Below are 13,180 nucleotides of genomic sequence, written 5' to 3'. Positions count from 1 at the left end.
TGCGCACCCCCGGACCCGGACCCGCGCGACATGACCCGGGCGAGCGACGGACCGCACGCCTGTCCGGGGGCCCGGGGCCGGACTCGGCGCCCGGACCTGGCTGTTGGGAGGAACCCTCAGCCGCCGGTCGTGATGCGCACCGCGCTCGCCGCGCCCGCCGTCCCGTCGCCGTTCTTCGCGTCCGTGGCGTGCCACTGGCCGTCGGTCACCCCGGCGGTCCACTCCCGCCCGGCGTACGCCACCCGCTCGATGTGCAGCGCGGACGCGTTGGCCACCGCCCAGTGCGCCAACTGCCAGCCCCGCTCGAGGGAATCGCGGCCGTCGGCGCCGCCGCGGGCGGGCACCGGCAGCGTTACGGTCCGGTCGCCCGTGCCGGAGGAGGCCGCGCTCGGCGTGGGCGCCGGGGTCGACGCGCCGCCCACCTCCGCACCGGCCACCTCGACCGCGTCCCGCCCGAAGTCCCGTACGAGCGCGGCCCGTACCGCGTCCGGACCCGTGGCTCGCGCGGTGCCGGGACGGCCCTGGCAGGTCAGCGTGGCCGCCGCGCGCCCGGTCAGGGCGGCGGCGAGCAGGGTGGCGTCCGGCTCGTGCTTGGCGTACGCCTCCGGGAAACCGCTGCGCTGCACCCGCTGCGCGGCCACCGTCAGCGGCAGCCGCCGGTAGTCGCGCACCTTGGCCAGGTGCTCGTAGAACATGCCCGCCGCGTAGGACGGGTCCATGATCTCCTTCGGGGTGCCCCAGCCCTGCGAGGGCCGCTGCTGGAACAGGCCGAGGGAGTCCCGGTCGCCGTGCTCGATGTTGCGCAGGCCCGACTCCTGGAGGGCGGTGGCCAGCGCGATGGTCACCGCCCGCTCGGGCAGCCCGCGGGCGGTGCCGACGGCCGCGATCGTCGCCGCGTTCACCGCCTGCTCCGGCGTGAACTCGTACGACGTCTCGTCCCCGTCGGCGGAGACGACCTTGCAGCCCGGCCCGGTGCCGCCCGTGACGTACTGCACCACGAGATAGCCGGCGACCGCGAGCAGGACGACGAGGGCCGCCCCGGTCCTGAGGAGGCGGCCACGGCGCTTCGGAGAGGGGGACGGCTCTGACACGCGTACAAGGTACTTGAGGCGAAGGGGGCTGCCGAGTCCGGTGCGGGCAATGTCCCGCGCCGCACGGCCGGTTCGCCGGGCAGGCCCTGTCCGGCGGATCAGGCCGCGGTCCGCGTCGATCCGGGTGAGCGGGGCTCGGTGCGTCCGCGTGCAGGACGGAGGAGCGCGTCGACGCGGAGCGCCGGCGACCGGCGCCAACGCCGCGGACGGGCGTGCCGAGCCCCGCGTCTGTGGCGTGATCCGCCGGACAGGCCCTAGGGTCCGAACATGCCTGACACCCCGCTTGACCTCACGTTGGACGCCGCGCGGCTGACCGCGCAGCTCGTCGACTTCCGTTCGGAGAGCGGCACGGAGAAGCCGCTCGCCGACGCGATCGAGGCCGCCCTGCGCGCCCTGCCGCACCTGACCGTGGACCGCTTCGGCAACAACGTCGTGGCCCGGACGAACCTCGGCAGGTCCGAGCGGGTGATCCTGGCCGGCCACATCGACACCGTGCCGATCGCGGACAACGTCCCCTCCCGGCTGGACGAGGACGGCGTCCTGTGGGGCTGCGGCACCTGCGACATGAAGTCCGGCGTGGCGGTGCAGCTGCGCATCGCGGCCACCGTCCCCGCCCCCAACCGCGACCTGACCTTCGTCTTCTACGACAACGAGGAGGTCGCCGCCGAGCTGAACGGCCTCAGGCACGTCGCCGAGGCCCGCCCGGAGTGGCTGGCCGGCGACTTCGCGATCCTGCTGGAGCCCTCCGACGGCGAGGTCGAGGGCGGCTGCCAGGGCACCCTGAGGGTCCTGCTGAAGACCGCGGGGGAGCGGGCCCACTCGGCGCGCTCCTGGATGGGCTCCAACGCCATCCACGCCGCAGCGCCCATCCTGCGCCGACTCGCCGAGTACCAGCCGCGGTACCCGGTCATCGACGGCCTGGAGTTCCGCGAGGGCCTCAACGCGGTGCGGATCTCGGGCGGGGTGGCCGGCAACGTCATCCCCGACGAGTGCGTCGTCACCGTCAACTTCCGCTACGCGCCGGACCGTACGGAGGAGGAGGCGATCGCCCACGTCCGCGAGGTGTTCGACGGCTGCGGCGTCGAGGAGTTCGTGATCGACGACCACAGCCCCGGCGCCCTGCCCGGTCTCGGCCACCCGGCCGCGGCGGCCTTCGTGGCGGCGGTCGGCGGCACCCCGAAGCCCAAGTTCGGCTGGACGGATGTGTCGCGGTTCTCCGCGCTGGGCATCCCTGCGGTCAACTACGGTCCGGGCAATCCGATCCTCGCGCACAAGCGGGACGAGCGGGTGGAGACGGCGAAGATCCTGGCCGGCGAGGAACGGCTGCGCGCCTGGCTGACCGCCTGATCCACGCGCACCCGCTCCTGAACGCGGCGCAGCGGGGCGGACACGCCGAGGTCCCCCGCCCGTAACCCGGGTGGATCTACGCTGAGGTGGAACGTCCTGCAAGCGGAGGGAGCGCACATGCCTACTGGCAATCCCGAGGGCAAGAAGCAGCCACCGGACGAGCAGCGCCTGGGGCCGGTCCTCCGACGGCGGGGCGCGGTCCAGGCCAGCACCACCGACCAGCGGCTGCTGGACGAGCGCGCCCCCACCGACTGGGTGCACACCGACCCCTGGCGGGTCCTGCGCATCCAGTCGGAGTTCATCGAGGGCTTCGGCACCCTGGCCGAACTCCCGCCCGCCATCAGCGTGTTCGGCTCCGCACGCACCCCGGTGGACTCGCCGGAGTACGAGGCCGGGGTGCGGCTCGGCCGGGGCCTGGTCGAGGCGGGCTTCGCGGTGATCACGGGCGGCGGACCCGGCGCGATGGAGGCCGCGAACAAGGGCGCGTGCGAGGCCGGCGGCACTTCGGTCGGCCTCGGCATCGAGCTGCCCTTCGAGCAGGGCCTGAACCCCTACGTCGACATCGGGCTGAACTTCCGCTACTTCTTCGTCCGCAAGATGATGTTCGTGAAGTACGCGCAGGGCTTCGTCGTCCTGCCCGGCGGCCTCGGCACCCTGGACGAACTCTTCGAGGCCCTGACCCTCGTCCAGACCAAGAAGGTCACCCGCTTCCCCATCGTGCTGTTCGGCACGCGGTACTGGGGCGGCCTGGTGAACTGGCTGGAGAACACCCTGATCGCCCAGGGCAAGGCGGCAGCCGCAGACCTCACCCTGTTCCACGTCACGGACGACGTGGAGGAGGCAGTGGCCTTGATGTCGAAGGAAGCGGGCAAGTAGCGCGCCGGGGGCGCCCGGTAAAGGGCGCGGGGCTGTGCCGGTCTGCGGCTCCGCCGCGTGGGCGCGCCCGCAAGGCGACGGGGCCGAAGCGCCCCTTCAGGGGCGCGGGAACCGCGCGCCCGGCCCCCACCGGCCGGCACCCGCGAACGCACCACCGCCCTCCCCGCCCTGAGGCGCAGGCCCGCAGGGCCACCGGGGCCAGGGGCGCAGCCCCGGGCCCCGTCCCCAGCCCCAGGGCCGCAGGGCCAAGGGGGGCGGGGCACCCTCAGGGAACGGGACGGGCAGGAGCGGCGGGGGCGAAAACCCCCTACGCCAGCCCCCGCCGGGCCACGGCGGGCGCCCGATGCCCAGCGATGGCCCCCACCATCTCCACCACCTGCCGGGTCTCCGCGACCTCGTGCACCCGGTACACCTGTGCGCCCAACCACGCGGACACGGCAGTGGTCGCGAGGGTCCCCACCACCCGCTCCTTCACAGGCCGATCCAGCGTCTCACCCACGAAATCCTTGTTGGACAACGACACCAGCACCGGCCACCCGGTGGCCACCATCTCCCCCAGCCGCCGAGTCGCCTCGAGACTGTGCCGGGTGTTCTTCCCGAAGTCGTGACCCGGATCGATCAGCACCGACTCCCGAGGCACTCCGAGGGCGACGGCGCGCTCGGCCAACCCGACGGTCACGTCCAGGATGTCGGCCATCACATCCTCGTAGGTCACCCGATGCGGCCGGGTCCGCGGCTCCGCACCACCCGCATGCGTGCACACCAACCCCACCCCGTACCGCGCGGCGACCTCCGCGAGCCGCGGATCGACGCCGCCCCACGCGTCGTTCAGCAGATCCGCCCCCGCCTCGCACACGGCCTCGCCGACCTCCGCCCGCCAGGTGTCCACACTGATGACCACCTCGGGGAACCGCCGCCGCACCTCGGCCACGAAACCGACCGTCCGGCGCGCCTCCTCGTCGGCGGACACCTCCGCGCCGGGCCCCGCCTTCACCCCGCCGATGTCGACGATCGCGGCCCCCTCGGCGACCGCCTGCTCCACCCGGGCCAGCGCCGGCTCGTCGCGGAACGTGGCTCCCTGGTCGTAGAAGGAGTCCGGGGTCCGGTTCACGATCGCCATGATCACCGGCTCGTGCGTGTCGAATACACGCCTGCCCAGCCTGAGCATCCCCTGTGACCTCTCCTCGTCGCTGTCGGTCTTCGGCCGCCTGCGACCCTAACCGTCGGCGTCGCATGGCACGATCGGACCCTGACACATACGACGGACTCCGTGGGGACCCCAGCGATGGTTATGTTCTTGTTCCTGGTCGTGGCGCTCGCCGTCGTGGTCGCCGCGGTCACCCTCGCGGTGGTGGGCGGCGGCGAGGGCCGCGGGCCGCTGGCCGAGGCTGCGCCCGAGCTGGTGTACGACCCGCTGCCGGCGGACCGACCGCTCGGGCGCGCCGACGTGGAGAGCCTGCGCCTGCCGGTCACCGTCCGCGGCTACCGGATGGCCGACGTGGACGACGCCCTCGGCCGCCTCGGCGCGGAGCTGGCCGAGCGCGACGCCCGGATCGCCGACCTGGAGTCGGCCCTGGCCGGCGCCCGCGCCGCCGCGGCCCACGTACGCCTGGCCAAGCCCGAAGCGGAGGACCAGCAGTGACCGACAACGCCCCGGCGGCCGCCGCCCGGCCGACCGCCGCACCGAAGGCCGCGAGCGCCACCGCCCCGGCCGACGCGCTGACCACCGAGGCGACCGTCGGCGCCGCGATCACGGCGGGCGCGCCGGTCGCGGGCCCGGACGGCGGCCTGCGCTGCCCGTGGGCGCTGTCCGCGCCCGAGTACGTGGCGTACCACGACGAGGAGTGGGGCCGCCCGGTCCACGGCGACGACGCCCTCTACGAGCGCCTCAGCCTGGAGGCGTTCCAGTCCGGACTGTCGTGGATCACGATCCTGCGCCGCCGTGAGGGCTTCCGCACCGCCTTCGCCGGCTTCGAGATCGCCGCGGTGGCCCGCTTCACGGACGACGACCGCGAGCGCCTGCTCGCCGACGCGGGCATCATCCGCAATCGAGCCAAGATCGACGCGACCCTCGCCAACGCGCGCGTGCTGGCCGGCTGGTCCCCGGGCGACCTGGACGCCCTGATCTGGTCCCACGCCCCCGACCCGGACGGCCGTGCGGCGCCCCGGTCCCTGGGCGACGTCCCGGCCGTCACGCCCGAGTCCACGGCTCTGTCGAAGGCCCTGAAGAAGCGCGGCCTGCGCTTCGTCGGCCCGACGACGGCGTACGCCCTGATGCAGGCCTGCGGCCTGGTCGACGACCACCTCGCCGCCTGCGTCGCGCGCCGCCGCCCCTGAGCGGACGGGGACGGGGGCGCGCTGCAGACCGGGGCCGGGCAGGGGTCAGCGGCCCAGGTACTTCGGCTTCTCCTTGTTGACGAACGCCTGTACGGCGATCGCGTGGTCCTCGGACTGGCCCGCCCGGCCCTGCAGCTCGTCCTCCTTCTCCAGGGTCTCGGCCAGCGAGTGCGTCAGACCGTAGGCCACGGCCTCCTTGAGCGCCGCGTATGCCACCGTCGGGCCCTCGGCGAGGCCGCGCGCGACCTTCTCGGCCTCGGCGCGCAGCTCGGCCGCCGGCACCACCCGGTTGGCGATCCCCAGCTCGTGGGCCTCCTGCGCGGAGATGCTGCGCGGGAAGAGCAGCAGGTCGGCGGCGCGGCCGGGGCCCACCACGCGCGGCAGGGTCCAGGAGATGCCGGAGTCCGCGGTGAGCGCCACGCCCGCGAAGGAGGTGTTGAAGGCGGCGGTGTCCGCCACGATCCGGTAGTCGGCGGCGAGCGCGAACCCGAAGCCCGCGCCGGCGGCCACGCCGTTGACCGCGGCCACCACCGGCTTCGCCGCGCCGGCCAGGGCGCGCACGATCGGGTTGTAGTGCTCGGTGACGGTGCTCATCGTCCGGCCCTCGCCGCTCTCGTGGTCGGCGGCCAGCAGCCCGATGTGCTCCTTGAGGTCCTGTCCCACGCAGAACGCCCGGTCCCCGGCCGCGGTGAGCAGCACGGCGCGCACGGCGTCGTCGGACGCCGCGGACTCGGCCGCGTCCCGCAGGGCGACCTTGGTCGCGATGTCGAGCGCGTTCATCGCCTCGGGGCGGTTGAGCGTGATCGTCGCGAGTCCGTCGCTCACCTCGTAGAGCACGGTGTCGGCCATGGGACATCCCCTCCGGTGTCGCGGCACTGACGTACCGCTCAGTACGTTGCTGGGTCCGAAGGACAGCATGACGGAGATCACCGGCCGCGGCGCGGAGCGGACGTGTGACCTGCGTCAAAGAAATACGACGTGCCAGGTGGCGGGGGATGTCGGCGCGGGGGCGCAGTATCGCAGCCACATCGCCGAATTGGGTGGTTTTGCTCGCGCGCGTTGCCCAAGCGATGCCTGCTGATGTTGGTCATCGGGTCCTGGGATGCGGGATAATGGCTGGGAAGCAATGTGTTCGATGCCGGTGTCGCGTGTCCTGGGCTGTTTTGGGCACGGTTCGCGCGTGCCCTTCGGTGGGGCGTCGGCTTTGACGATGAGCTGGGTTTCAGGAAGGGGAACGAGCATGGCGGCCATGAAGCCGCGGACGGGTGATGGCCCGCTCGAGGTGACCAAGGAGGGGCGGGGCATCGTCATGCGCGTTCCGCTCGAAGGCGGCGGTCGACTCGTCGTCGAGCTGACCCCTGACGAGGCCGACGCGCTCGGCGACGCCCTCAAGAAGGTCGTCGGCTGACGCGCAAGCGACCATACCCTTTCGACCGCCCCGGCCCTCGATGAGGTGCCGGGGCGGTCGTCTTGCCCGGTGGGGGGGCGGGGTTCAGCGTTTGACCGCGCACAGCAGGCCGTCGCCCACCGGCAGCAGCGACGGCACCAGGTCCGGGCTCTCGCGCACCGTGCGCAGCAGTTCCCGCAGCCGCAGCACCTCCGTGGGCTGCGGCCCGGAGTCCACCGTCCGCCCGTGCGCGAAGACGCCCTCGAACACGACCAGGCCCCCCGGTCGCAGCAGGCGCAACGATTCGGCGAGGTAGTCGAGGAACTCCAGGCGGTCGCCGTCGCAGAAGACGAGGTCGTACCCGGCGTCGGCGAGCCGCGGCAGCACGTCCAGGGCGCGCCCGGGGATGAAGCGGGCGCGGTTGCTGGCGAAGCCGGCCGCCCGGAACGCCTGCCGGGCGAACTGCTGGTGCTCCGGCTCGGGATCGACGGTGGTCAGGACCCCGTCCGGGCGCATGCCGTGCAGCAGGTGGATGCCGGAGACGCCGGTCCCGGTCCCGATCTCCGCGACCGCCTTGGCGTCCACGGTGGCGGCGAGCAGGCGCAGGGCCGCGCCCGCGCCGGGCGACACCGAGCGCAGCCCCGCTTCACTGGCCCGGTCGCGGGCCCAGAGCAGTGCTTCGTCCTCGGCGACATAGGCGTCGGCGAACGCCGAGCTCGTCTGCCGGTTGCCGGTAATGACCCTCTCCTATGTCCCGTGGATGCCTCGGGCGTGACTGTATCCGTTGGGGCCGGGAACCCGCAGATGGGACCGGTCGTTTGAAGGGGTGAGGAAGGGGCGCCGGCGCGGGCCCGGGGCAGGACGGGGGATATGGGATGGAACGGGACGCGGGGCAAGTCCTGACGCAGCCGGACGGCCCCAGGCAGCCGGTGTCAAATTCTCGTAAAACCGCTTATCCGGAGCTAACGGGCGAGGTGGCTATGGTAGGGGCTCCGCTGGACACCACCAGAGCCGACAGGGGAGGTGCGGCTGTGCCTGTGGATCGGGGAGGAGTGCTGCGGCGCTTCCTCGGATCGGCGGGCAGGCCGAAATCCGTGAACGACACCGCTGCTGACCCGAGCCACGCCGACGGCTTCGCCGCGACCGCGACCTTCTCCACCGACGCGGACGCGCAGGCGTGGACTCCGCCCACCTGGGAGGAGATCGTCAGCACGCACAGCGGCCGTGTCTACCGCCTGGCCTACCGCCTCACCGGCAACCAGCACGACGCCGAGGACCTCACCCAGGAGGTCTTCGTCCGCGTCTTCCGCTCCCTGTCGACCTACACCCCGGGCACCTTCGAGGGCTGGCTCCACCGCATCACCACCAACCTCTTCCTGGACATGGTCCGCCGCAAGCAGCGCATCCGCTTCGACGCGCTCGGCGAGGACGCCGCGGAGCGGCTGGCCAGCAAGGAACCCACCCCGCAGCAGCTCTTCAACGACGCGCACTTCGACGCGGACATCCAGCAGGCGCTGGACACCCTCGCCCCGGAGTTCCGGGCGGCGGTCGTCCTGTGCGACATCGAGGGGCTGTCCTACGAGGAGATCGCCGCCACCCTCGGCGTCAAGCTCGGCACGGTGCGCTCCCGTATCCACCGGGGCCGCTCACAGCTGCGCAAGGCCCTCGCGCACCGTTCGCCCGAGGCGCGCCGGGCCGAGCGGCGCGGATTCGTGGCCCGGGTCCCCGCGCTGGGGGGAGGGGGCGCGACCGCGTGAGTGGATCACGACCCGACCCCGCCGCGAGCGGCCTCGCGGAACAGCATCTGGGAGACCGGCTCTCCGCCCTGGTGGACGGAGAGCTGGGTCATGAGGCGCGTGAGCGCGTCCTGGCGCACGTGGCCACCTGCGCGAAGTGCAAGGCGGAGGTGGAGGCGCAGCGCCGTCTGAAGAACGTCTTCGCGGAAGCGGCCCCGCCGCCGCCCTCCGAGAGCTTCCTGGCCCGCCTCCAGGGGCTGCCCGGCGGCGACGGCGGCCCGCCCCTGGCCGACGGCGGCTTCCCCGGCCTGTCCGGGCGCTCCTCCGGGGCGTCCGGGGTGTTCGGCGTGCGCCGCGGCGAGCGGTTCGAGTTCGGCTACGTCCCGGCCGGCCCGCACGGCGGCGCGCCCGACCCCGACCCCGACTCCGCGGACGGCTTCCGCGTCCACGACGTCGGCCGCCCCGACGGCGAGCGCTCGGCCTCGCGCGGGCTGCGGTTCGCCTTCGTCGCCGCCGGAGCGGTGTCGCTGGCCGCGGTCGCCCTCGGCGGGGTGACCACCGGCGCGGTGGGGGACACACCGGCCGAGGCCCGCGGTGGCTCCGGCGCCGGCAGCAACGTGACTCCGGCGCGTACGGCGGGCGGCGGCGCGGGCGCGGTGACGTGGCCCGAGGCCGCCCGGCGCCGGGCGGCCGGCTCCGTCTCGCCGCAGGGCCAGCGGACCTCTTCGGGTACTCCGCTGGTGCCCACCTCCCTGTCCGCGCCGCTGCTGCCCGGTGCGCAGCCACCGGCGGCGCCCCAGCAGCCGTCCGGGGTACGAGCGCTGACGGCGCCGGTGATGGCCGGGGCGGCCGTCCTCTCGCCGCTGATACGCCCGCTCGGCACCCGGCCGCCGATCTCCCTGACCGGCTGGTCCGCGAACCCGGGGTTCACCCCGCCCGGCCTGCTCGCCGCACCCGTCCCCGCCCCGGCGCCGGACCCGTCCGCCTCCGCCGCGTCCCGCACCGCGCACTGACCGGCCGCCCACCGGTCCCTGCGCGGCGGCCCGCGAACCTGGTTGAATCCAGGTGGTCGCGCCCATGACACCGGTCGGGGCGCGCAGACGACGCGTGCCGCGGGCACCTGTGGGGAGAACATGAACGAGGGGAAGCCGCCCACGAAGTACACCCGCCCGAGGTGGTTCGGCCGAACCCGGCCACCGGCCGACCCGACGGCCGCCGGGGCCGAGGCGGCCACGCCGTCCCTGCGGGAGGACCATGAGGGCGACTACGAACTGGCCCGCCCCGCCCCGACGGGCACCCCCCCGTCCACCGAGGCCGGGACCACCGTGACCGACGAGCCCGCCTCGTCGGCCGAGCCCTCGGCCCCGGCCGAGGTGGCCTCGGCATCGGTCCCGGAGGGCCTGCCCGGGGCCCCCGCCTCCGACACGGCGGTCCTGCCGGCGGGACCGGAAAGCGCGACCGACGGGCCGCCCCCGGATGCCGGGGAGGGCGTCGCCACCCCCGGCAGCGGTCCCTCGGGGGTGGCCTCCCGCGTCGCCGGGGAGGCCGCCGTCGCGCCCGTGGCCGGACCCGTGTCCCCCGTCCCCGTCGCCCCACCCGCAGGCCGGCCCAGGCCTCTGCACGACCCCGACCCCTACGACACCCCGCCCTACGGCGAACCCGGCCCCTGGGCGCCCGCTCCGCCCGTCCAGCACCCGACGCTGGCGTCGGCCCCGCCCGCGGTTCCCGCGCCGGTGGGCACACCCGTGGCGCCGCCCGCGCCCGTGCCGCCGTCCGGGCACGCCCCGGTGGGGGCGGGCGCGACCGTACCGGGCCCGGCGGGCGCGCCCTCCGGGCCGGTACCGGCCGGTGCGGGTGCGCCGGTCCCGACGCCCGCCCACCCCTCGGCGGGGCCCGCCACGTCCGTCCCGTACCCGGTCCACCCCCCGGCGGGCCAGGGCGCCCCCGTGCCGCCGCCCGCGCAGCCCCCCGCCGGGCCCGGCACGCCCGCGCACCCCCAGGCCGAGGCCGGAGCCCCCGGAGGCCCCCTCGGGCCCGTAGCCCCGGACGCCCCCGCCGGGCACGACCTCCCCGCCTCGCAGATGCCTCCCGCCGGGCACGGCATCCCCGCCCCGCGGCCCGCCCCCACGGGGCCCGGAGCCCCTGCCCCGCAAACGCCGCTCACCGGGCCCGGCACCACCCCGCACCAGGCCCCCGAGGGGCGCCCCGCCCCCCACGCCTCTCCCGCGGGGCACGGCACCCCGCACCCCCTCCACCCCCCGGCGCCGGCCGACCGAGCCGGCGTGCCCCCCACGGGAGACGCCCCGGCGGCAGCCGACCACACCGCAGCGGACAGCCCGCCCGCGGGCGGGGGCCCCTGGGGGCGTTACGACCCCTGGGCCGCCGCGCCCCTCCAGGAGAGCGGGGCCGGGCAGGGCAGCGCGGAGCGGCGGCGCAGGCGGGTGCGGCGCGCCCTCGTCGGCGGCGCCGTCGCCCTCGCGGTCGTCTCCGGACTGCTCGGCGGCGTCGCCGGGGCGTACTTCGAGCGCAACGGCGGCATCGGCGCCGTGGAACTGCCGCAGGCCGGGAAGGAGCCCGCCGGGCGCGCCCCGGACAGCGTCGCGGGGATCGCCGCCCGTGCCCTGCCGAGCGTGGTCACCTTGCACGTGTCCGGCTCGGACGAGCAGGGCACCGGCACCGGCTTCGTACTGGACGGCCTCGGTCACATCCTCACCAACAACCATGTGGTCGAACCGGCCGCCTCCGGCGGCGCCATATCGGTGACGTTCAGCGGCGGACAGACCGCCAAGGCCCGCATCGTCGGCCGCGACACCGGCTACGACCTGGCCGTGGTCCAGGTCAGCGGCGTACGCGGCCTGACCCCCCTGCCCCTCGGCAACTCCGACAACGTGCAGGTCGGCGATCCGGTGGTCGCCATCGGCGCACCCTTCGACCTGGCCAACACCGTCACCTCCGGGATCATCAGCGCCAAGGAGCGCCCCATCACGGCCGGCGGTGAGAAGGGCGAGGGCGGTGACGTCTCGTACGTCGACGCGCTCCAGACCGACGCGCCCATCAACCCGGGCAACTCCGGCGGCCCTCTGCTGGACTCGCGCGGCCGCGTCATCGGCATCAATTCGGCCATCCGCAGCGCCGACACCGGCTCCGACGTGCAGACGGGCCAGGCCGGGTCCATCGGGCTCGGCTTCGCCATCCCGGTCAACCAGGCCAAGCGCGTCGCCGAGGAGCTGATCAACACCGGCCGGGCCAGCCACCCGGTGATCGGCGTGACGCTCGACATGAACTACACCGGCGACGGTGCCAAGGTCGGCGCCAAGAGCCGTGACGGCGGTTCCCCGGTCACCCCGGGCGGCCCCGGCGCCAAGGCGGGCATCAAGGCCGGCGACGTGATCACGGCGGTGGACGGCAAGCCGGTCCACTCGGGGGAGGAGCTGATCGTCCGGACCCGCGCCCACCGCCCCGGCGACCGGCTGGCGCTGACCGTCCGGCGCGACGGCCGGGACCGCGAGGTCAGCCTCGTCCTCGGCTCCGCCGGCGGCGACTGACCCGCAGCCGGCGGCTCCGCCGGTGGCGACTGCCCCGCACCGGGCGGCTCCGCGGGCGTCGACTGAGCCGCACCGCTCGGTCCCGGACGGCGTCCGCCCGGGGCAACGCCGGGCGGCCGCCACGCGAACACACGGCAAAACTCGTCGTGTACACGCGGTCCGACACCTCGGGACGGTACCGGTCGCGCGCGTGCTGCGGGTACCGTGGAGCCGGCCCGGACCATGGATGGACCCGTACAGACCGGACCGCCCGAGGGCCGAGGACCACGGACATCGCAAGGAGCTTCAGGTGTTCAACGACATAGGACTGCCCGAGCTGGCGACGATCATCGTCCTGGCCATGCTCGTGTTCGGTCCGGACAAGCTCCCCAAGGTCATCCAGGACGTCACCCGCACGATCCGCAAGATCCGCGAGTTCTCCGAGAGCGCCAAGCAGGACATCCGGCAGGAACTCGGCCCGGAGTTCAAGGACTTCGAGTTCGAGGACCTCAACCCCAAGACGTTCCTCCGCAAGCAGCTGGAGGCCGACGACCTGGGGCTGAAGGAGATCCGCAACGGCTTCGACCTGAAGAAGGAGATGGCCGAGGTCACGGACGCGGTGCACGGCCGCGACAGCGACCCCTCGCCCTCGTCGTCTTCCCCGCCCTCCTCCGGCGGCCGGATCGACATGACGAAGAAGCCCGAGGGGCCCGACCGCGACGAGCGGCCGCCCTTCGACTCCGACGCGACCTGAGCCGTCCGCCGACGCCACCCGACCCGCCGACCGGAGCCTCCCGTGCCGCCATCGGTGATGTGAGGCGTGTCATACCGTCATATCGCCGTGATACGCGCCATATCGTCGTATCACCGTCGTGTCGCGGG

Annotated in this window: 13 protein-coding genes; 9 read left to right on the top strand and 4 right to left on the bottom strand. The window is 74.6% G+C overall.

Annotated features, from left to right (window positions below; translation table 11 throughout):
• Positions 1-116 precede the first annotated feature (116 nt).
• Positions 117-1,091 (bottom strand): heavy metal transporter, encoded by a 975-nt coding sequence (locus tag AB0N63_RS08875; protein ID WP_365526094.1) that lies wholly within the window; start codon positions 1,089-1,091, stop codon positions 117-119.
• 267 nt (positions 1,092-1,358) lie between these two features.
• On the opposite strand from AB0N63_RS08875, the gene dapE reads away from it, so the two are divergent.
• Both dapE and AB0N63_RS08865 read left to right on the top strand, forming a co-directional pair.
• Positions 1,359-2,438, top strand: a complete 1,080-nt coding sequence (gene dapE, locus AB0N63_RS08870; protein WP_365526091.1) for a succinyl-diaminopimelate desuccinylase — start codon at positions 1,359-1,361, stop codon at positions 2,436-2,438.
• Positions 2,439-2,555: 117 nt separating this feature from the next.
• Positions 2,556-3,314 carry a TIGR00730 family Rossman fold protein gene (locus AB0N63_RS08865; protein WP_365526089.1) on the top strand — a complete coding sequence of 253 codons (759 nt, stop codon included), beginning with the start codon at positions 2,556-2,558 and terminating at the stop codon, positions 3,312-3,314.
• Between the two features lie 307 nt (positions 3,315-3,621).
• On the opposite strand, the gene folP is transcribed toward AB0N63_RS08865, so the two are convergent.
• Complete coding sequence (gene folP, locus AB0N63_RS08860) at positions 3,622-4,482, bottom strand: dihydropteroate synthase (protein ID WP_365526086.1); 861 nt, start codon at positions 4,480-4,482, stop codon at positions 3,622-3,624.
• 117 nt (positions 4,483-4,599) lie between these two features.
• Between folP and AB0N63_RS08855 the strand changes: the two genes are divergently transcribed.
• Positions 4,600-4,956 (top strand): DivIVA domain-containing protein, encoded by a 357-nt coding sequence (locus AB0N63_RS08855; protein ID WP_365526084.1) that lies wholly within the window; start codon positions 4,600-4,602, stop codon positions 4,954-4,956.
• Positions 4,957-5,063: 107 nt separating this feature from the next.
• Positions 5,064-5,651: a DNA-3-methyladenine glycosylase I gene (locus AB0N63_RS08850; protein WP_365526425.1), complete on the top strand. Its 588-nt coding sequence runs from the start codon at positions 5,064-5,066 to the stop codon at positions 5,649-5,651.
• 45 nt (positions 5,652-5,696) lie between these two features.
• Here AB0N63_RS08850 and AB0N63_RS08845 read toward each other — a convergent pair whose 3' ends face one another.
• On the bottom strand, positions 5,697-6,500 hold the full coding sequence (locus tag AB0N63_RS08845; RefSeq protein ID WP_365526081.1) for an enoyl-CoA hydratase-related protein: 804 nt from the start codon (positions 6,498-6,500) through the stop codon (positions 5,697-5,699).
• 391 nt (positions 6,501-6,891) lie between these two features.
• Between AB0N63_RS08845 and AB0N63_RS08840 the strand changes: the two genes are divergently transcribed.
• Entirely contained in the window at positions 6,892-7,059 is a 168-nt protein-coding gene (locus tag AB0N63_RS08840; RefSeq protein ID WP_003966491.1) for a DUF3117 domain-containing protein, read from the top strand.
• Positions 7,060-7,143: 84 nt separating this feature from the next.
• Here AB0N63_RS08840 and AB0N63_RS08835 read toward each other — a convergent pair whose 3' ends face one another.
• Positions 7,144-7,776 carry an O-methyltransferase gene (locus AB0N63_RS08835; protein WP_086025494.1) on the bottom strand — a complete coding sequence of 211 codons (633 nt, stop codon included), beginning with the start codon at positions 7,774-7,776 and terminating at the stop codon, positions 7,144-7,146.
• 314 nt (positions 7,777-8,090) lie between these two features.
• Between AB0N63_RS08835 and sigE the strand changes: the two genes are divergently transcribed.
• From sigE to AB0N63_RS08815, 4 genes are all read left to right on the top strand, one after another.
• Complete coding sequence (gene sigE, locus AB0N63_RS08830) at positions 8,091-8,795, top strand: RNA polymerase sigma factor SigE (protein ID WP_078512095.1); 705 nt, start codon at positions 8,091-8,093, stop codon at positions 8,793-8,795.
• Entirely contained in the window at positions 8,792-9,787 is a 996-nt protein-coding gene (locus AB0N63_RS08825; RefSeq protein ID WP_365526078.1) for a zf-HC2 domain-containing protein, read from the top strand. Before sigE ends, AB0N63_RS08825 begins: the two co-directional genes overlap by 4 nt.
• Positions 9,788-9,907: 120 nt before the next feature.
• Positions 9,908-12,319, top strand: coding sequence for a trypsin-like peptidase domain-containing protein (locus AB0N63_RS08820; RefSeq protein ID WP_365526075.1), 2,412 nt, complete (start codon positions 9,908-9,910; stop codon positions 12,317-12,319).
• Positions 12,320-12,608: 289 nt separating this feature from the next.
• The gene (locus AB0N63_RS08815) at positions 12,609-13,052 is read left to right on the top strand and encodes a sec-independent translocase (RefSeq protein ID WP_365526072.1); all 444 of its coding nucleotides are present in this window, start codon (positions 12,609-12,611) and stop codon (positions 13,050-13,052) included.
• The last annotated feature ends 128 nt before the right edge of the window (positions 13,053-13,180 follow it).

It is taken from the genome of Streptomyces sp. NPDC093260 (assembly GCF_040683715.1).
Lineage (GTDB): Bacteria > Actinomycetota > Actinomycetes > Streptomycetales > Streptomycetaceae > Streptomyces > Streptomyces sennicomposti.
Note: the sequence above shows the minus strand (reverse complement) of the source record. Positions and strands in the feature narration are given on the sequence as shown.